Below are 18642 nucleotides of genomic sequence, written 5' to 3'. Positions count from 1 at the left end.
TTGATCGCGCCTATATCGGCGCGGTCTGAGGCAGGTCGGGACTCACCCGGCCTGTGCGCTATTGCAGCACGGACATTCCAACGAAAGACCGGCGGAGCCAACCGCAAGGCCAGAAAACCGAAGATGAAAAGGAAAATCTGAACGCATGTCGCAAAATGCAACCATGGACGAATTCGAAGCCCTTCTGAACGAGAGCCTCGAAATCGACACCCCGAACGAAGGTTCGGTTGTTAAAGGCAAGGTCATCGCCATCGAGGCGGGCCAGGCCATCATCGATGTCGGCTACAAAATGGAAGGCCGCGTCGAACTGAAAGAATTCGCCAACCCCGGCGAGGCTCCGCAGATCGAAGTCGGCGACGAAGTCGAAGTGTATCTCGACCGCGTCGAGAACGCCCGCGGCGAAGCCGTGATCTCGCGTGAGAAAGCCCGCCGCGAAGAGGCATGGGATCGTCTCGAAGCAGCTTACGCCAAGGAAGAGCGCGTCGAAGGCGCCATCTTCGGTCGCGTCAAAGGCGGCTTCACCGTCGATCTGGGCGGCGCTGTCGCGTTCCTGCCCGGCTCGCAAGTTGACGTGCGCCCGGTGCGCGACGCTGGCCCGCTCATGGGTCTCAAGCAGCCGTTCCAAATCCTCAAGATGGACCGTCGTCGTGGCAACATCGTTGTCTCGCGTCGTGCGATCCTCGAAGAGAGCCGCGCCGAACAGCGCGCCGAAGTCATCGCCAACCTCTCCGAAGGTCAGGTCGTCGATGGTGTGGTCAAGAACATCACCGAATACGGTGCGTTCGTTGATCTGGGCGGCGTCGACGGTCTGCTGCACGTCACCGACATGGCATGGCGCCGCGTGAACCACCCGTCCGAGATCCTGTCGATCGGCGAGACCGTCAAGGTCCAGGTCGTCAAGATCAACAAGGAAACCCACCGCATCTCGCTCGGCATGAAGCAGCTGCAGTCGGATCCGTGGGACTCGGTGGAATCGAAGTACGCTCTGGGTTCGGTGCATACCGGCCGCGTGACCAACATCACCGACTACGGCGCGTTCGTCGAGCTGGAGCCGGGTGTCGAAGGGCTCGTGCACGTGTCCGAGATGTCCTGGACCAAGAAGAACGTCCACCCCGGCAAGATCGTCTCGACGAGCCAGGAAGTCGACGTCATGGTCCTCGAGATCGACACCGCGAAGCGCCGCGTCTCGCTTGGCCTCAAGCAGACCATGCGCAACCCGTGGGAAGTCTTCGCAGAGACCCACCCGGTCGGCACCGTCATCGAAGGCGAAGTCAAGAACATCACCGAGTTCGGTCTGTTCGTTGGCCTCGAGAACGACATCGACGGTATGGTTCACCTCTCGGACCTCAGCTGGGAACAGCGTGGCGAGGATGCGATCCAGGACTACCGCAAAGGCGACATGGTCAAGGCCGCTGTCACCGAAGTGGACACCGACAAGGAGCGTATCTCGCTCTCGATCAAGGCGCTCGACGCCGACACGTTCTCGGATGCCGTTGACGGCGTGAAGCGTGGTTCGATCGTGACCGTGACCGTGACCGCGATCGAAGACGGTGGCGTCGAGGTGGAATACAACGGCATGAAGTCGTTCATCCGCCGTTCGGACCTCGCCCGCGATCGTGCCGACCAGCGCCCCGAGCGCTTCCAGGTTGGCGATCACGTCGATGTCCGCGTGACCAACGTCGACTCCAAGACCCGCAAGCTGGGTGTGTCGATCAAGGCGCGCGAGATCGCTGAAGAGAAAGAAGCCGTGGAACAGTATGGCTCGTCGGACTCGGGTGCGTCGCTGGGCGACATCCTGGGCGCCGCGCTCAAGGGCGACAAGTAAGAGATCGGACCGCTCGGTCCATCCGGAGGCCCCGCCGTTTGGCGGGGCCTTTTTCGTTCCTGCAAAGGCTTGGCGATGTGCAACAGCGATTCGCGCACAGGGTGACGCGTGGGCGGGCGATCGGCCGATTTTCTGCGATTGCGAAGGCGGTTCTATCGGCGGCAGACCGCTAGGGGCTCGATTTTACGTGGATTTTCCGGGTCTTTGCTGTTCCGCGCTGACCCGATTGGTCCTATAATTGCACTCTGACGCATGTGAGAGCCGGGAGCTCACCCGGCCAAGCCCGTGGGGGAGATAACAAGATGATCCGCTCTGAGTTGATCACGAAGATTGCCGAGGAGAATCCGCATCTTTACCAGCGGGATGTCGAGAAAATCGTGAACACGATCTTCGACGAGATCACCGAGGCGCTCGCCTCGGGCGACCGCGTCGAGCTGCGCGGCTTCGGGGCTTTTTCCGTCAAGAAGCGCGACGCGCGCACCGGTCGGAACCCGCGCACCGGCGAAGCGGTTGAGGTCGAGGAAAAACATGTACCCTTCTTCAAGACCGGTAAACTGCTGCGCGACCGGCTGAACGGGAAAGAGGAATAAGAGCTAATGATTCGAGCGCTTCGGCTGCTGTTTCTCGGCCTGCTCGCCGTGGTCCTGATCGGACTGGCGCTGGCCAATCGTCAAATCGTCACGCTGCGGGTGCTGCCGCTCGAGGCGGGCAGCTTCCTTGGCTGGGACTGGGCTGTTCAGGTGCCGCTGTTCCTCGTGATCCTCGCGGGCGTTCTGATCGGCCTGCTGATCGGTTTCGTCTGGGAATGGGCGCGCGAGGCGCGTCTGCGCCGCGATGCCCGCCAGTCGAACCGCAAGGCCCGCAAGCTCGAGGCGGAGGTTCAAACCCTGCGCCACGACAAGACCGGCCCGAAGGACGACGTGCTGGCGCTGCTCGACCAGCCCTCGCGCTGAGATGCCGACCGTCGCCATAGACCGCAACGCGCAGGGTCTCGCCCGGGTCAAGATCTGCGGGCTGCGCAAGGCCGAGGATATCGCCGCCGCCGTCGAGGCGGGGGCGCGCTATGTCGGCTTCGTTTTCTTCCCGAAATCCCCGCGTCATCTGGAGATCGCCGAGGCGCGCGAGTTGGCGCAGGAGGTGGAACCCGGCATCGCCAAGGTCGGGTTGGTTGTGAACCCGAGCGACGAGCTTCTCACCGAGATCACGGACGCCGTGCCGCTTGACATGATCCAGCTTCACGGCTCCGAGACGCCGGAGCGGGTATCCGAGATCCGCGCCAAGTTCGGTCTGCCCGTAATGAAGGCCGTGGGCGTCGCGGATGCGGCCGATCTGCCGAAGATCGCGGACTATGAGGCGGTGGCCGACCAGATTCTGCTCGACGCAAAGCCGCCGAAAGAGGCGGAGCTTCCGGGCGGTAACGGGCTTTCCTTCGACTGGCGGCTGATCGCCGGGCGCAAATGGGAAAAACCGTGGATGCTGGCCGGAGGGCTGACGCCCGAAAACGTGGCCGAAGCGATCCTGCTGACCGGCGCGCGGCAGGTCGATGTCTCTTCCGGCGTGGAAAGCGCGCCCGGCGTGAAAGACCCCGAGAAAATCCGCGCCTTCGTCCACGCCGCGCGTCAGGGGGCCGACGGGGCGTAGCCGGGCCCGGCGCAATCGAGTATTTTTGGTCTGAGGCCGGGGCAGGGATTTATCTTGCCCCGCTTTGACGCTAGACCCGTCGTCACGAAAAGCGCGAGGTGAGCCATGGCTGACGATCTGATCAATTCCTTCATGAATGTGCCCGACGAGAATGGGCGGTTCGGCATTTTCGGTGGCCGCTTCGTGTCCGAGACGCTGATGCCGCTGATCCTCGCGCTCGAAGAGGAATACGAGAAGGCCAAGACCGATCCCGATTTCTGGGCGGAAATGGACGATCTGTGGAAGCACTATGTCGGCCGTCCGTCGCCGCTGTATTTCGCGCCCCGCATCACCGAAGAGCTGGGCGGCGCGAAGGTCTATCTCAAGCGCGACGAGCTGAATCACACCGGCGCGCATAAGATCAACAACGTGCTGGGGCAGATCCTGCTGGCACGGCGCATGGGCAAGACCCGGATCATCGCCGAGACCGGCGCGGGCCAGCATGGCGTGGCCACCGCGACGGTCTGCGCGAAATTCGGCCTCAAATGCGTGGTTTATATGGGGGCGACCGATGTCGAGCGTCAGGCGCCCAACGTCTTCCGCATGCGCCTGCTGGGCGCCGAAGTCGTGCCCGTCAAATCGGGCCGCGGCACGCTGAAAGACGCGATGAACGATGCGCTGCGCGACTGGGTGACCAATGTGCGCGACACGTTCTACTGCATCGGCACGGTGGCCGGTCCGCACCCCTATCCGGCGATGGTCCGCGATTTCCAGTCGATCATCGGCAAGGAAGTGCGCTGGCAGCTTGAAGAGCAGGAAGGCGAGGGCCGTCTGCCCGACACCGTGATCGCGGCGATCGGCGGTGGCTCGAACGCGATGGGCCTGTTCTACCCGTTCCTCGACGACAAGTCCGTGCGCATCATCGGCGTCGAAGCCGGCGGTCACGGCGTCGACGAGAAGATGGAGCATTGCGCCTCGCTCACCGGCGGGCGTCCGGGCGTGTTGCATGGCAACCGGACCTACCTGCTGCAGGACGAGGACGGGCAGATCCTCGAAGGGCATTCGATCTCGGCCGGGCTCGACTATCCGGGAATCGGGCCGGAGCATAGCTGGCTGCATGACACCGGGCGCGCCGAATACGTGAACATCACCGACAAGGAAGCGCTGGAGGCGTTCCAGTTCTCCTGCCGTCTCGAAGGGATCATCCCCGCGCTCGAGCCCTCGCACGCGCTGGCCCATGTGATGAAGATCGCTCCCGATCTGCCCAAGGACCATATCATCGTGATGAACATGTGCGGGCGCGGCGATAAGGACATTTTCGCCGTCGCGAAGCATCTCGGCTTCGATATGCAGGCATAAACTCAGGTTTATGTCCTGCAACGGCAGGCCGAATGTGCTGACATAACCCAATTGTCAATGGACCGGCGGGCCCTGTCCGCCGACCCTCTCCCCCGACGTCGCAGCCCGCGGCGCAATTCCCATCGGAGGAGAGAGACGATGAAGATGAAATCTACCCTCGCCGTACTCGCGGCATTCGCGGTCTCAGCGCATATGGCGCAGGCTGAAGTGTCCACGGACGGCATCGCCGCCGATCTTCAGGCCAATGGCTTCACCAGCATCGAGATCAAGGTCGGCCCGACCCAGGTCAAGGCCGAGGGCTACAACCCCGACGGCACCAAGATCGAAGTGGTCTATGACCGCGAGACCGGCAAGATCCAGAAACAGGAAACCTACCGGACGCGCGCGGGCGAGGACATGACGCAGGGCGTCAGCGTCCGTCAGCAATCGGAAGATTTCTACGACGGCAGCGAAGACGACCATAACGGTAGCGACGATCAGGGCATGGATGACAGCAGCGACGGCGATCACACCATGTCGGATTCCGATCACGGTTCGGACGACCACGGCTCGGACGATGGCGGCTCGGATGACAGCGGTTCCGACGACGGCGGCTCGCATGACAGCGGGTCGGATGACGGCGGCTCGCATGACAGCAACGATGATTGATCCGAACGGACTTGCCCGGCGCTCCCTGCGCCGGGCATAATCCCCGCAAGAGCCGCGTATCCGCGCGGGAGGAGGAGCCGATGAGATTGCGCAGAGACTTGGCGATAGCCGCGTTGATCGGCGCGTTGAGCGTGCCTTTCGCGCCCGGCCTCGCCCGTGCCGAGAGCGCCAGCGAGGCGGTCACCCGACAGCTCGAAGATTACGGCTATCATGGCATCGACGTACAGCGGACCCTGTTGGGCCGCGTGCGCATCACCGGCACCCGGGCAGGTGTCGAGCGCGAGATCGTCCTCGATCCGCGCAGCGGCGAGATCCTGCGCGATCTGTCACGCTCCAGCCGCAGGCCGATCCTGAACGACACGCCATTGGGCGGGAACGGATCGAACTCCTATGCCGGACAGGGCGCCACATCCGGACGAGACGGCTCCGACGACGGGTCGGACGATGGCGGCAGCGACTCGGATAGCGGATCCGACAGCGGGTCCAGCGCCGGCAGCGACGATGGCGGAAGCCACGACAGCGGCAGCGACGATGGCGGGGGCAGCGATAGCAGCGATAGCGGCGGAGACAGTGCGGATGATTGACGCCCCGCAGCGGTCGACGGGAGCGGCGCTATGACGTCGCGGCTGCGCCGGGCGGTGCTTGTGGGGGCGATCCTGCTCTTCCAAGCGGTCTGCGCGCTGTTCTTCATCTCCGACATCCTGCTGTCGATCTTCGGTCTCTACCCGGCGCCGATCAGTTGGCAGAACCGCGAATTCCTCGAAATCGGCGCCGCTCTCGGCCTCGTTCTGGGTCTCGCGCTCGGGGCGTTCGCTCTGGCGGGGGCACTACGTGAGGGGGCGCGGGCGCAGGCGCGCCTGGACCGGGCGACCTCGGCCTTCGAAGACCTTCTGGAAGAACGCTTCTCGGACTGGGGCCTCACGGCGGCAGAGCGCGACGTCGCGCTGTTCGCGATAAAGGGGCTCAGCACGGCGGAAATCGCGGCCCTTCGCGGGACCTCCGAGGGCACCGCCAAGGCGCAGAGCGCGGCAATCTACCGCAAAGCCGGGGTGAACGGACGCGGCGCGCTTCTGAGCCTTTTCGTCGAGGACATGATGGACCAGCGCGCCCAAGGCGCACAGCGGTCCGAGACGTCGGCCACGCGCGGCGTGACGGCGACGGTCAAGGGCTGAGCGCTCAGGCCCGGAAGGGGCGCGTATCCTCGTAGGCGAACTCGATCAACGCGCGCAGCTTGCGCGGCAGCCGCGGCCCGTCGAGATAGACCGCGTGAATCGGGATGCGCAGCAGCATTTCCTCCGGAAAGAGCGAGACCAGCCGCCCCGCTGCGATTTCGGGGCCCAGCACGAAGTCCGGCCCATAGGCGATGCCGTGGCCCGCCAGCGCCAGCTCGCAGGCCGCGCGGGCGCTGTTGACGCGGATTTGCGCGGGAACGGGCAGGGTGGTGATCTCGCCGCTCTCACGATGCCGCCAATGCGGGATCGCGCTGTGATTGCTGTCATGGATGCAGCGGTAATCGGTCAGATCGGCGATCTTCGCAGGACGGCCCACCCGTTCGAGATAGGCCGGAGAGGCCACGACGCGCATCCCGATCTCGCCCAGCTTGCGCGCCCGCAGAGCCTGATCGCGCAGCTGCCCGATCCGGAAAGCGAGGTCGATCCCCTCGGCGGCCAGATCGGTCGGTGCATCCGAGAGCGTCAGATCGATCACCAGATCGGGGTGCGGTGCGGCGAAGCGCGCGAGCATCTCGGCCAGATAGACCTCGCCGAAAGTGACCGGCGCGGAGATCCGCAGCACGCCGGAAAAGCCCCGCGACTGTTCGGACACCGCGCCCAAGAGATCGTCGAGCCCGTCGAGCACGCCCGGCGCATCGGCCAGCAGCCGTTCGCCCGCAGGGGTCAGCCCGATCCGCCGCGTCGTGCGCTGCAGAAGGCGCGTGCCAAGGCGTTCCTCCAGCTCGGCCACGTATTTCGAGGCGAGCCGATTGGAGATGCCCAATTGCTCCGCCCCCGCGGTGAAAGAGCCGGCGCGGGCGGTCGCGACGAAGGCGCGGAGCTGTTCGGTGATATCCATCGCTTTTCAGAACAAAATGGTAAAATTCATTCCAGATAATATCCATTTTATTCACTAACGGAACGGCTAATTTCCTCGCTGTAACGCGAACACACCGCACACAGAGTGCGGTTGCAGGAGATAGACCATGATCGACACCAAACTCGCCCCCTACGGCATCCTCGTTTTGCGCCTTCTGACCGGGGCGCTGTTTCTCACCCACGGCCTGACGAAGCTTTTCGTTTTCACTCCGGCCGGCACGATGGGTTTCTTTGAATCGCTGGGTTTGCCCGGCTGGCTCGGCATCGTGACGATGGCGGCGGAAATCCTCGGCGGTATCGCCTTGCTCACCGGCATATATGCGCGGATCGTCTCTTTCGGGCTCGGGTTCATCCTGCTCGGCGCGGCCTTCACGGCGCACTGGGGCAACGGCTTCGGATTCTCGAACCAAGGCGGCGGCTGGGAATATCCGGTGATGTGGGCCATCGTGCAATTCACGCTCGCTGCTCTGGGTGACGGCGCCTATGCGCTGCGCCCTTTGAGCCGGAAATGACAGGAGGAGACGATGGCGACCAGTGATGCAAATGTCGAAATCGGCCATGTGACCCTCGTGGTCCGTGACCTCCCGGCGGTGGGCGCGTTCTACGAGAGCGTGCTCGGGCTGGAGCGGATCGGGGGTGACACTGCCGAGGCGCGTTACGGCGTCGATGGCAAGGTGCTCGTGATCCTGAAAGCCGACCCGGAGGCGCGCAAATCGAGCCGGGCAGAGGCGGGACTGTTTCACACCGCCTTTCTGCTGCCCGACCGCGCCGATCTGGGCGCGTGGCTGAACCACGCCGCCGAGAAAGGCATCCGGCTCGACGGGGCGTCCGATCACCTCGTGAGCGAGGCGGTCTATCTGCACGACCCCGAAGGCAACGGGATCGAGATCTACCGTGACCGTGCCCGCGAAGACTGGCCGCGCAAGGACGGGATGATCGCGATGGTGACCGACCTGCTCGATCTGGCTGACGTGATGGCGCAGGCCCGCGGCCCGTGGCGCGGCGCGCCGAAGGGTTCGGTGATCGGGCACGTTCACCTGCAGGTCGGTGCGCTCGATCCGGCGGAGCCGTTCTATGCAGAGACGCTCGGTGCGGATGTGATGGCCCGCTATCCGGGAGCGAATTTCCACGGCTGGGGCGGCTATCACCACCACCTCGCCACGAATATCTGGAACAGCCGCGGCGCCAAGGAGCGTCACCAGCCCGTGACCGGTCTGGCCGCGGTGGGGCTGAAGGCCGATGCCGAGCCGCTCGCCGCCTTCCGCGAGGCCTATGGCGACAGCGTGGCAGACCCGTGGGGCACGCGCTTCACATGGTCCGCGAAGTGATCGTGCGACATAAGAGAAAGGCGCCCGCGATGGGCGCCTTTTTCACTTACAGGATGTGGTTCACATGGCCCATCTTGCGGCCCGGCTTCACCTCGGCCTTGCCATAGAGATGGATCTGATACCGCGCGAGCTTCGCCAGCCGCGGCACGCGGTCCATGTCGTCGCCGATCAGGTTCTCCATCTCGACGTCGCAATGGCGCCCGCCATCGCCCAGCGGCCAGCCGGTCACGGCCCGGATATGTTGCTCGAACTGGTCGACCGCGCAGCCCGCCTGCGTCCAGTGGCCGGAATTATGCACGCGCGGGGCGATCTCGTTCACGATCAGCGCGTCGCGGGTGACGAACAGCTCGACCCCCATCACGCCGACATAATCGAGCTTGTTGAGGATCTTCGCCGCCAGCAGTACCGCATCGGTGCGCTGGCTGTCAGTGATCGCGGCGGGCACCAGCGTGGTGCGCAGGATGCCGCCCTCATGCTTGTTCTGGCCCGGATCGTAGCAGGAGATCGCGCCATCCTCGGCGCGCGCGCCGATCACGGAGATTTCCTTGAAGAACTCCACGAAGCCTTCGAGGATCGCAGGCGCGCCCTTCATGTCCTCCAGCGCGGCGGCAGCCTCTTCGGGCGCGTTGATCACCACCTGTCCCTTGCCGTCATAGCCGAAGCGGCGTGTCTTCAGGATCGCGGGGCAGCCGATCTCGGCGATCGCTTCCTTGAGGTCCTCGATATCGTCCACGGCGGCGAAAGGTGCTGTGGCGAGGCCCAGGTCGTTGAGGAAGGCTTTCTCAACCAGACGGTCCTGGCTGACGGCGAGCGCCTTGCGGTTGGGGCGGATCGGTTTGAGGGTTTCCAGCAGATCGAGCGCCGAAGTCGGGACATTCTCGAACTCGTAGGTGATGACGTCCACGGCTTGGGCGAAAGCGCGCAGCGCGGCCTCGTCCTCATAGGGCGCAGTCGTCACCGCATGGGCCACGTCACCTGCGGGCGGGTTCGCGCCCGGCTCGAAGATGTGGGTCTTGTAGCCCAGACGCGAGGCCGCGACGGAGAGCATCCGTCCCAGCTGACCGCCGCCCAGGATGCCGATCACCGACCCATAGGGCAGCGGCTCACTCATCTTCCGGCTCCTCCTTGATCGAGGCCGAGAGCTTCTCGCGCCAGTCATCGAGCCGCTTCGCCAGATCCTCGTCCGACACCGCAAGGATGGCAGCGGCCATCAGGCCCGCATTGGCGGCACCCGCCGCGCCGATCGCCATCGTCGCGACGGGGAAGCCCTTGGGCATCTGCACGATGGAATAGAGGCTGTCGACGCCCGAGAGCGCCCGGGTCTGCACCGGCACGCCGATCACCGGCACGCGGGTTTTCGAGGCCATCATGCCGGGCAGGTGCGCGGCACCGCCCGCGCCTGCGATGATGACGTGCAGACCACGCTCCACGGCGGTCTTGCCGTAGGACCAGAGCCTGTCGGGGGTGCGATGGGCCGAGACGATCTTCGCCTCGTATTCCACACCGAGTTCGTCGAGGATTTCCGCCGCCTCTTTCATCGTGGTCCAGTCGGACTGACTGCCCATGATGATTCCCACTTTCACGCTCATGACGCCCCCTTTTCAGATGGAGCGCGCACTATAGGAATCTGTGCCGTCGCGGCAAGCCCCGGCAAGCCCCGGCAGGGCTGCAGCGCCGATCGGATCGGGATCAATTCGGGGATCAGGCGATGATGTCGGGCGTGAGCTGGTCTTCGATCCGCGCGATCTCGTCTTTCAGGGCAAGCTTCTGCTTTTTCAGTCGCACGAGGCGCAGCTGATCGGAATGCACCGCCTGCGTGAGGGCAGAGATCGCCTCGTCCAGATCGCGGTGTTCACGCCGCAGCACTTCCAGCTTCACCCGCAGCACTTCTTCATGATCCATCTCGAGATGGGCGTTCATATCCGTATCATCCGGTTCTGGTTGCGCGATTTACCCTCCGCCCGACTCGGCTGGGCCCGTCAGGGGGGAGGGTCAATATAACAGGTTTCGAACGACTTAGGAGAAAATTTGCCCTTAGCGTAAATGGACGGCGGGGGCTTGCAGGGGGCTTCCACGCCGCCCATATTTGACTAGTGGGCTGCCGAAGATCGGGGCCCGAACTTGCAACGTCGCTTGATCAAGGGCTTGCCGAATGACGAAACTGAGTTTTGGCGCACATCCCTACCTGCTGGGCTTCGACCAGCTGGAACGGCTGGTGGAACGCACCGCCAAGGGATCGGATGCCTATCCGCCGTATAACATAGAACAACGCGGCGAGGATGCGTTCCGCATCACGCTCGCAGTGGCAGGCTTCCGAGAGGAAGACCTCGCGATCACGCTCGAAGACCGGGCTTTGGTGATCCGCGGCCGTCAAAGCGAGGAGGAGGGCGACCGCCTGTTCCTTCATCGCGGGATCGCCGCACGGGCCTTTCAGCGCAGCTTCGTGCTCGCCGAAGGGGTCGAGGTCGCAGCCGCCACGATCGAGAACGGTCTACTGCATGTCGATCTGAACAGGGCGCCGCCCGAGACGATCGTGCAGACCATCCCGATCGAGCGGAAATAATCAGGCAGGAAAGGAAAAGCGCAATGAATACGGAATACGATTTCGGCGATAAGGCCGAACATCCCATCGTCTATGTTCGCGAAGTGGCGGTCGTTGATCTGCCCGAGGAAATCCGGGCCGAACTGGACGATGTCGATCACCTCTATGCGGTGCATGACAGCGATGGCGAACGGCTCGCGCTGGTGAAGGACCGCAAGCTGGCCTTCTCGCTGGCCCGGCAGAACGATCTGGACCCGGTCTCGGTCCATTGATCGGTTGAACGGACGCGAAAGGCGCCCGGGGGATCACCCTCGCGGCGCCTTTTTCATTTCCAGATGCGAGATCGCGAAGGAGGCCGCGACGCATCCGGTAAACAGGTACAGCCCCCAGGCCGTCTCGAGGCGCCCGACGCCCACGCCCTTCGCCACGACGATATAGATCGCGATCAGGAAGATGTCGGCCATCGCCAGCTTGCCCAAGACGTTCAGCGTCGGCAGCAGGCGCGGCGATGCCAGATCGAACTGGATCAGCGCGACGCCGATCACCTTCAGATAGGGGGCAAACAGGGCCAGAAAACTGACGAGCAGGGCGAGAAACACATCGGTCCGCCACAGTGTCTGCAGCCCGCTGAGCACCGAGATTTCCTCCAGCCCGAAGAAGGGCAAGAGCCCCGCGCGCAGAAGCGGCGCGGCCCATGCGAGGGGAAAGAGCAGCAAGAGCGCCAGATTGGCGAATTTCAGCATCGACCGGCGCTCTTCCCGAGGGACGCTTCGGCCCCGTTACGACTTGGATTCTTTCTTCGCGATCGGCACCACGTTGGGCTGCGGGCCGTCTTCGATTTCGTAGCCCAGCAGCGGCAGGATGTCACGCAGGTCGCGCTCCAGCAGGCGAAACTCGGCGTTCACCTCGCGCTCCTCGGTCTCGACATCGGTCAGCCATTCGCGAAGCTGCGTGCAGGTTCCACGGGCGACCGCGATCTGATCGCCCAGCGTCTCCGCCTCCTGTTGGCGCTGTTCGAGGAAGGCGCGGGCGCGTTTGACCTTTTCCTCGGAATAGACCTTCGCGAGGTCGCGCGATTGCAGGCTCATCTGTGCGGCCAGTTCCAGCAGCTCCGGCTCGAGCCCTCCCAGGTCGGGATGTTGGCGCAGATAGCTGATGCGTTCGCGCATGGCGTCGAACTCGCCCGACAGCGCAAAAACGCCTGCGCGGTCCGCATCATGCGCGCTGCGATAGGCGCGGGTCACGTCATCCATGTCGACGTGGAACCGCCGATGACTGCCTTCGAGCTTCGACACGCGCGAGCAGGAGGGTAGATAAAGCAACAGGATCAGCGCCAGAAGCGCTGCGCCAACCTGTAGCCAGGCGCCGAAATCAGGCAGGACAGTGTCGCCGAATTGCGCCTCGAGACTGAGCCACGGCATCAGGCCGAGCGACGCCGCAGCGACCGCGCCGATCGCGGCGAGTGCGGTGATTGCGACGGTGACGGTAAGTGCTTGGCCAATCGCCGCGTTGATACGGTCTAGATTGGCACTCCCAACGTGTTCGGTTTGCATTGTCTGAACCCCCCGGTCCCCTTGTTGAAGATGTTGGCCGGAACCGGTCCGAGTTTGAGTCTCGTTGGCGGATCAAGCACTTGGGGAGAATGCGCGGAAATTCGCTTGGTTCCGCAGCCTGTGTGTCAGCGAAGCGTTTCGATCGGTCCGTCCGCACGTCCGTGGATGAACTGCTGGACGTAAGGGTCTGAAGTCGCGTCCATTTCCGAGATCGGACCTTCCCATCGAATTTTGCCCGCTTGGAGCATTGCAACGCGGTCGGCAATCGCGCGGACCGAGGTCATGTCATGGGTGATCGTCATCGCGGTCGCGCCCATCTCGGTGACGATCTCGCGGATCAGCTCGTTGATGACACCCGCCATGATCGGGTCGAGCCCGGTGGTGGGTTCGTCGAAGAAGATGATCTCGGGCTCTGCGGCGATCGCGCGGGCAAGGCCGACGCGTTTCTGCATCCCGCCCGAGAGTTCCGCCGGATATAGGTCCGCCACATCCGGCGACAGGCCCACCCGGCGCAGCTTCTCCACCGCGATCTCGCGCGCTTCCGCCTTGGGGCGCTTCAGCGCGCCGCGCAGCAGGCGGAAAGCGACGTTCTCCCAGACGGAAAAGCTGTCGAACAGCGCGCCGCCTTGAAACAGCATCCCGAAGCGGGCGAGGAAGGCGTCGCGCTCCCCGGTGCGGACATCGACCCCGTCGAGCGTGATCGTCCCGCTATCGGGTTTGACCAGCCCGAGGATGCACTTCAGCAGTACCGATTTGCCGGTGCCCGAGCCACCGATGATGACCGTCGATTGCCCCGTCGGCACCACCAGATCGACGCCGCGCAGGACGTGGTTCGATCCGAAGCTCTTGGTTATGGCGTCGAGGGTGATCATGCCGAGAAGAACGCCTCCGTCAGCACGTAATTCGCGGCGAGGATCGCGACCGAGGCGGCGACCACCGCCGATTTCGTCGCCCGGCCCACGCCCTGCGCGCCGCGGCCCGAATTCATTCCGTGATAGCAGCCCATCGTCGCCACGATGAAGCCGAAGGCCGCGCCCTTCACGAGGCCCGATCCCACGTCCCAGAACTCGAGGAAATCCCACGTATTCTTGAGGTAGGTGGCGGAGTTGAAGCCGAGACGGTTCACGCCGACCACCCAGCCGCCCATGATCCCGATCACGTCGCCCACGCCGACCAGCATCGGCACGCAAAGCGTCGCGGCCAGCACGCGCGGCACGGTGAGATATTTCATCGGGTTGGTCGAGAGCGTGGTGAGCGCGTCGATCTGCTCGGTCACTTTCATCGTGCCGATTTCGGCCGCGATGGATGAGGCTACACGCGCCGCCACCATCAAGCCGCCCAGGACGGGGCCAAGTTCACGCACCATTCCGATCGCGGTGATCGAGGGCACGACCTGCTCTGCCGAGAAGCGCGCGCCGCCCGCGTAGATCTGCAGCGCCAGCGCCGCGCCGGTGAACAGGGCGGTCATCCCCACAACCGGCAGCGACAGCCAGCCGATATTGAGACAAGCGAGCCAGAATTCGCGCAGGTAGAAGGGCGGGCGGAGCAGGTGGCTCAGCGTCTCGCCCACGAAGCGCGACAGCCGCCCCGTCTCCGCCAGAAGCGCGAGCGTGGCCCGGCCGAGCGTGGCCAGCGGCCGGCTGAGCGCCGTTGCAGTCATGCGGCGGGCTCCGCGTAGCGGCGGGCATAGCGGGGGCCGAGCGAGGTCAGGATCTCGTAGCCGATCGTGCCCGCGAGATCCGCCAGCGTGTCGACACCCTGATGCGGCCCGAGCAGATCTAGCGTGTCGGGCACCGTATCGAGATCGGTCACATCCACCGTCAGCAGGTCCATCGAGACGCGGCCCCGAAGCGGGCAGGGCGTGTCGCCCGCGTAAAGGTTCGTGATGTTTGACAGCACGCGGTGAATTCCGTCGGCATAGCCCGCCGAGAGCGTCGCGATCTTCGTCTCGCGCTCGGCGGTCCAGGTGTTGCCGTAGCCCACGGTTTCGCCAGGCTCGACGATCCGGGTCTGGATCACCGGCAGCGAGAGGGTCACGACGTGGCGCGCCTCTTCGAAGGGGCGCCCGCCGTAAAGGCCGATGCCGGGGCGTGTCACGTCGAAATGATAGTCCGGCCCGAGCAGAATGCCGCCCGTCGCCGAAAGCGAGCGTTTCAACCCCATCCCGTCGGTCATGCGTTTGAACTCGGCCAGCTGCTTGGCGTTCATCTCGTGGTCGGGTTCGTCGGAACAGGCGAGATGGCTCATCACCAATTCGATCCCGCGCTCCATCAGCTGCGGGGCGGCGGCCTGCCAGTCGGCAGCCTCCATCCCGAGCCGGTTCATCCCGGTGTCGAGCTGTACGCCCACGGGGCTTTCGGGGATCGCCTGCAGATGCCGCTGCGCCTGTTCGCCAGAGTTCAGCATCGGGATCAGCCGCGCGTCGCGCAGGAAACCCGCATCGCCCGCCATATGACCGCCAAGAACGAAGATCCGCGCGTCTTCGCCCAGATGCGGACGCAGCTTCGCGCCTTCCTCGGCCAGCGCGACGAAGAAGTCCCGCGCACCCGCCCGGTAAAGCGCTGGGGCGATGCGCTCTGCGCCCAAGCCGTAGCTGTCGGCTTTCACGACCGCCGCCGTGCGCGTCGCCTCACCCGATTGCGCGTCGAGCGCGCGCCAATTGCTGACCACGGCGTCGAGGTCGATATGAAGATGTGCCTGTGCCATGGCCCCTTTTTCTGCGCACACGCCCTCAGGTCAAGCGCAATCCGCGCACGCCTCGCGCATGGCTGCGTTTCAGGGAAAGCTGCGCCCGTCGTCCAGCCGCGCAAGGATGGCCTCCGGCCCGCCCTGATGCGTCTCCCAGATCAGCACGGCGCAGGCGGCTTCGGCATAAAGTCGGTTGTCGCGCCCGGCCTGCGGTGCCCAGTCGAAGGGCGAGCTGGGCAGATCGGCGCGCGGCAGCGCCTGACAGCGCCCGATGCCCGAGCCTGGCCCGAGATAGCGCGGATCGTTCGAGACCAGCACCGCTAACCCCTCGTCGAACCACGCAGGCATGCGTCCGCGTACCTGACCCAGCACCCCCAGCCGGGCATGGGTCTCTGTATGGGTCAGCTCATGCGCAAGGATCGTCTCGGTCAGCCCGCGCGGGGCCACGCGCACCACCGCCCAGGCCCCGAACGAATAGGTCACTGCCGCCGCACCCCGCCCACCAAGGCGGCGGTCGCAGGCGTCGCTCGTGCAGGCGAGAATGCGGATATGGGCTTCGCGCCTCGGATAGAACCGTCCCACCGTGTCGCGTGCCGCATCGACCGTCTCGACCAGATCGCGGCGCTCTGCGCGGCTCATCTCATGCTCGACGAAAATGCCCGGCGCGGCCCGGTCCAGCCCGAAGCAGCGCGGGTATAGCCCCGCCGCCAGTACCGGATAGAACCACAAGAGAGCGATCAGGCCCAGAAGCCCGCCCGCCAGAAGCGCCAATAGAGAGACCCGGATCACTCGCCACATGCCGCCAAGATGGCGCATGCCACGGTTTTCACCAAGCGTCAGTCGCGCCCGCGGAGGATTTGTCGCAGCGCGCCGTGCAGTGTCTGCACCTCCGAGCGCGTCATCGCGAAGCGCGTCCACATGTTGCGCAGGTTGCGCTTCATCATCGGGGCCTTCGCGGGCGGGTGGAAGAAGCCCGCCTCCTCGAGCCGCTGCTCGAAGTGATCGCCCAGCTTCTCGACCTCGACCGCGCTTGCAGGATCATGGCCCGCAAGTCCCGGATCGATCGGGACGGACTCCAGCGTGTGGCGCGAATACTCATAGGCCGACAGCAGCACCGCCTGCGCGAGGTTGAGCGAGAAGAACTCCGGGTTCACCGGCACGGTGATGATCGCATTGGCACGCAGGATGTCGTCATTCTCCAGCCCCGTGCGTTCGGGCCCGAAAAGCACGCCGACCTTCTGGCCTGCGACGATGCGTTTGCGCGCCTCGTCCATCGCCGCCTCGGGCGTGTAGATGGGTTTGGGCAACTCACGGCCCCGCGCGGTGGTGGCAAAGACGTAATCGCAATCGGCGACCGCGTCCGCCACGCTGTCATAGACGCCCGCGAAATCGAGCACCTGCCCCGCCGCCCCCGAGGCCATCGCCACCGCTTTCGGATTGGGCCAGCCGTCGCGCGGCTCCACCAGACGCATCTTGCGCAGCGAGAAGTTGAGCATCGCGCGCGCCGCCGCCCCGATATTCTCGCCCATCTGCGGACGCACGAGGATGAAGGCGGGCTGGGCGGGATCGGGAATTTCAGGCGTATGGGGCATGGGCGGTCCTTTCGCGCCTCTCCTAGTCGCGCAAGCTGGCACTGGCAAGGCCGCGCCGCTTGCGTTAATAGGCGCCCAAGACCCGCAAAGGAGCCTGCCCATGGCCGAAGACCGCCCGCAGATTTACCTGATCACGCCGCCCGCTTTCGACACCGAGGAATTCGCGCCGAAACTGGCCTCGGTGCTCGATGCGCATGAGATCGCCTGCATCCGCCTGTCGCTCGCCAGCCGCGACGAATACGAGATCGGTCGGATCGCCGACGCGATGCGCGAAGTGGCCCATGCCCGCGACGTGGCGCTGGTCATCGAATCCCATGTCGCCCTCGTTGAACGCCACGGGCTCGACGGGGTGCATTTCATCGATGGCGCGAAGCAGATCCGCTATGGCCGCAAGGAGCTGGGCGACGACGCGATCGTCGGCAGTTTCTGCGGCAATTCCCGCCATGAGGGGATGAACGCGGGCGAGGCGGGCGCCGACTATGTCTGCTTCGGCCCGATCGGCGAGACCAATCTGGGGACGGCCGAACCCGCCGAGCACGAGCTGTTCGCCTGGTGGTCGGAAGTGATCGAAGTCCCGGTGGTGGCCGAAGGCGCGCTGACCGAGGAATTGGTCACGAAATTCGCCCCCGTCACCGACTGGTTCGCCTTCGGCGACGAGGTCTGGCGCGAAGACGACCCGGCCGCAGCTTTGGGACGGTTCATCAAGGCGATGTCGTGATGCCGGATTGGCTCGGCGATAGCGACGGCCCGATGGGCGATTACGGGGCCTTCATGGAGAGCGAGCTGCAGGTGCCGCGCGCCGATCTGGCCTCTCATATCCGCCAGCTTCCGGGCGAGCGGCTGCTGATCGGGCTGGTCGGCGGCCCCGGTGCGGGCAAGTCGCATCTCGCGCATGAACTCGCCGAGGCGCTCGGAGAGCAATCGGCGATTGTCGCGATGGACGGGTTTCACCGCGACAATGACTGGCTCGACGCACGCGGCCTGCGTAACGTGAAGGGCGCACCGGAAACATTTGATACGGAGGGGTTTTCACAACTTCTTGCACGGCTGAAATCGAGCCGTCAGGACGAGGCGGTGCCGACCTTCGACCGCGATCTGGACGCCACCGTTCCGGGCGGTGCAAACGTGCCGGGCTCGGCGAAATACCTGATCGTCGAGGGCAATTACCTGCTGCTGACGCGGCCCGGTTGGAGCGATCTCTATCCGCTTTTCGATCTTACGATCCGCATTGATCTGCCTGAAGAGGTGCTGCGCGAGCGGCTGACTCAACGCTGGAGCGATCAGGGCTGCGATCTGGCCGAGACGCGCCGCCGCGTCGAGGAAAACGACTTGCCCAATGGCCGCACCATCACGCGCGAGAGCCGCGCCGCCGATCTCGTCGTGCGGGACTGAGCTTC

Annotated in this window: 25 protein-coding genes; 14 read left to right on the top strand and 11 right to left on the bottom strand. The window is 64.8% G+C overall.

What is annotated here, in order from left to right; all coding sequences use genetic code 11:
- The first annotated feature begins 145 nt into the window (after positions 1-145).
- The 8 genes from rpsA to B6V73_RS02045 all read left to right on the top strand — a co-directional run bounded on the left by rpsA (position 146) and on the right by B6V73_RS02045 (position 6624).
- The gene (rpsA, locus tag B6V73_RS02080) at positions 146-1825 is read left to right on the top strand and encodes a 30S ribosomal protein S1 (RefSeq protein WP_075774954.1); all 1680 of its coding nucleotides are present in this window, start codon (positions 146-148) and stop codon (positions 1823-1825) included.
- 302 nt (positions 1826-2127) lie between these two features.
- On the top strand, positions 2128-2415 hold the full coding sequence (ihfB, locus tag B6V73_RS02075) for an integration host factor subunit beta (protein ID WP_075774953.1): 288 nt from the start codon (positions 2128-2130) through the stop codon (positions 2413-2415).
- A gap of 6 nt (positions 2416-2421) precedes the next feature.
- Entirely contained in the window at positions 2422-2778 is a 357-nt protein-coding gene (locus B6V73_RS02070) for a LapA family protein (protein ID WP_240497095.1), read from the top strand.
- Position 2779: 1 nt separating this feature from the next.
- Positions 2780-3466, top strand: a complete 687-nt coding sequence (locus B6V73_RS02065; RefSeq protein WP_088724375.1) for a phosphoribosylanthranilate isomerase — start codon at positions 2780-2782, stop codon at positions 3464-3466.
- Between the two features lie 105 nt (positions 3467-3571).
- Positions 3572-4804 carry a tryptophan synthase subunit beta gene (gene trpB, locus B6V73_RS02060; protein WP_088718523.1) on the top strand — a complete coding sequence of 411 codons (1233 nt, stop codon included), beginning with the start codon at positions 3572-3574 and terminating at the stop codon, positions 4802-4804.
- 138 nt (positions 4805-4942) lie between these two features.
- On the top strand, positions 4943-5452 hold the full coding sequence (locus tag B6V73_RS02055; RefSeq protein WP_075774950.1) for a PepSY domain-containing protein: 510 nt from the start codon (positions 4943-4945) through the stop codon (positions 5450-5452).
- 80 nt (positions 5453-5532) lie between these two features.
- Entirely contained in the window at positions 5533-6036 is a 504-nt protein-coding gene (locus tag B6V73_RS02050) for a hypothetical protein (protein WP_143597853.1), read from the top strand.
- A 30-nt stretch (positions 6037-6066) separates the two neighbouring features.
- Positions 6067-6624, top strand: coding sequence for a helix-turn-helix transcriptional regulator (locus B6V73_RS02045; RefSeq protein ID WP_075774948.1), 558 nt, complete (start codon positions 6067-6069; stop codon positions 6622-6624).
- 4 nt (positions 6625-6628) lie between these two features.
- Here the strand turns inward: B6V73_RS02045 and B6V73_RS02040 are convergent, their stop codons facing one another.
- Positions 6629-7522, bottom strand: a complete 894-nt coding sequence (locus tag B6V73_RS02040) for a LysR family transcriptional regulator (RefSeq protein ID WP_088724373.1) — start codon at positions 7520-7522, stop codon at positions 6629-6631.
- 127 nt (positions 7523-7649) lie between these two features.
- Here B6V73_RS02040 and B6V73_RS02035 point away from each other — a divergent pair, with 127 nt between their 5' ends.
- Positions 7650-8054: a DoxX family protein gene (locus B6V73_RS02035; protein ID WP_088724372.1), complete on the top strand. Its 405-nt coding sequence runs from the start codon at positions 7650-7652 to the stop codon at positions 8052-8054.
- A 12-nt stretch (positions 8055-8066) separates the two neighbouring features.
- Positions 8067-8870 carry a VOC family protein gene (locus tag B6V73_RS02030; RefSeq protein ID WP_088724371.1) on the top strand — a complete coding sequence of 268 codons (804 nt, stop codon included), beginning with the start codon at positions 8067-8069 and terminating at the stop codon, positions 8868-8870.
- Positions 8871-8916: 46 nt separating this feature from the next.
- On the opposite strand, the gene B6V73_RS02025 is transcribed toward B6V73_RS02030, so the two are convergent.
- The 3 genes from B6V73_RS02025 to B6V73_RS02015 form a co-directional block, all read right to left on the bottom strand.
- Positions 8917-9981 carry a 5-(carboxyamino)imidazole ribonucleotide synthase gene (locus tag B6V73_RS02025; protein WP_088724370.1) on the bottom strand — a complete coding sequence of 355 codons (1065 nt, stop codon included), beginning with the start codon at positions 9979-9981 and terminating at the stop codon, positions 8917-8919.
- Entirely contained in the window at positions 9974-10459 is a 486-nt protein-coding gene (purE, locus tag B6V73_RS02020; protein ID WP_088724369.1) for a 5-(carboxyamino)imidazole ribonucleotide mutase, read from the bottom strand. Before purE ends, B6V73_RS02025 begins: the two co-directional genes overlap by 8 nt.
- A 112-nt stretch (positions 10460-10571) precedes the next feature.
- Positions 10572-10790 (bottom strand): DUF465 domain-containing protein, encoded by a 219-nt coding sequence (locus B6V73_RS02015; RefSeq protein WP_075774942.1) that lies wholly within the window; start codon positions 10788-10790, stop codon positions 10572-10574.
- A gap of 232 nt (positions 10791-11022) precedes the next feature.
- Between B6V73_RS02015 and B6V73_RS02010 the strand changes: the two genes are divergently transcribed.
- On the top strand, positions 11023-11433 hold the full coding sequence (locus B6V73_RS02010) for an Hsp20 family protein (protein WP_088724368.1): 411 nt from the start codon (positions 11023-11025) through the stop codon (positions 11431-11433).
- 23 nt (positions 11434-11456) lie between these two features.
- Entirely contained in the window at positions 11457-11684 is a 228-nt protein-coding gene (locus tag B6V73_RS02005) for a DUF1150 family protein (RefSeq protein ID WP_075774940.1), read from the top strand.
- 33 nt (positions 11685-11717) lie between these two features.
- Here B6V73_RS02005 and B6V73_RS02000 read toward each other — a convergent pair whose 3' ends face one another.
- From B6V73_RS02000 to B6V73_RS01970, 7 genes are all read right to left on the bottom strand, one after another.
- Positions 11718-12155: a paraquat-inducible protein A gene (locus tag B6V73_RS02000; protein WP_088718531.1), complete on the bottom strand. Its 438-nt coding sequence runs from the start codon at positions 12153-12155 to the stop codon at positions 11718-11720.
- A gap of 36 nt (positions 12156-12191) precedes the next feature.
- Positions 12192-12965, bottom strand: a complete 774-nt coding sequence (locus B6V73_RS01995; protein ID WP_240504082.1) for a DNA repair protein — start codon at positions 12963-12965, stop codon at positions 12192-12194.
- Between the two features lie 125 nt (positions 12966-13090).
- Positions 13091-13837 carry an ATP-binding cassette domain-containing protein gene (locus B6V73_RS01990; protein WP_088724367.1) on the bottom strand — a complete coding sequence of 249 codons (747 nt, stop codon included), beginning with the start codon at positions 13835-13837 and terminating at the stop codon, positions 13091-13093.
- The gene (locus B6V73_RS01985; protein WP_075774936.1) at positions 13834-14625 is read right to left on the bottom strand and encodes an ABC transporter permease; all 792 of its coding nucleotides are present in this window, start codon (positions 14623-14625) and stop codon (positions 13834-13836) included. Before B6V73_RS01985 ends, B6V73_RS01990 begins: the two co-directional genes overlap by 4 nt.
- A complete protein-coding gene (gene alr, locus B6V73_RS01980; protein WP_088724366.1) occupies positions 14622-15671 on the bottom strand; it encodes an alanine racemase in 1050 nt (349 codons plus the stop codon). The genes B6V73_RS01985 and alr overlap by 4 nt, the downstream gene beginning before the upstream one ends.
- A gap of 69 nt (positions 15672-15740) precedes the next feature.
- A complete protein-coding gene (locus B6V73_RS01975) occupies positions 15741-16469 on the bottom strand; it encodes a hypothetical protein (protein ID WP_088724365.1) in 729 nt (242 codons plus the stop codon).
- 20 nt (positions 16470-16489) lie between these two features.
- The gene (locus B6V73_RS01970) at positions 16490-17245 is read right to left on the bottom strand and encodes an RNA methyltransferase (protein ID WP_088718535.1); all 756 of its coding nucleotides are present in this window, start codon (positions 17243-17245) and stop codon (positions 16490-16492) included.
- Positions 17246-17345: 100 nt separating this feature from the next.
- Between B6V73_RS01970 and B6V73_RS01965 the strand changes: the two genes are divergently transcribed.
- Positions 17346-17963 (top strand): thiamine phosphate synthase, encoded by a 618-nt coding sequence (locus B6V73_RS01965; protein ID WP_088724364.1) that lies wholly within the window; start codon positions 17346-17348, stop codon positions 17961-17963.
- Entirely contained in the window at positions 17963-18637 is a 675-nt protein-coding gene (locus B6V73_RS01960; protein ID WP_240504081.1) for an AAA family ATPase, read from the top strand. The genes B6V73_RS01965 and B6V73_RS01960 overlap by 1 nt, the downstream gene beginning before the upstream one ends.
- The last annotated feature ends 5 nt before the right edge of the window (positions 18638-18642 follow it).

It is taken from the genome of Thioclava sp. JM3, from assembly GCF_002213185.1.
GTDB lineage: Bacteria > Pseudomonadota > Alphaproteobacteria > Rhodobacterales > Rhodobacteraceae > Thioclava > Thioclava nitratireducens.
Note: the sequence above shows the minus strand (reverse complement) of the source record. Positions and strands in the feature narration are given on the sequence as shown.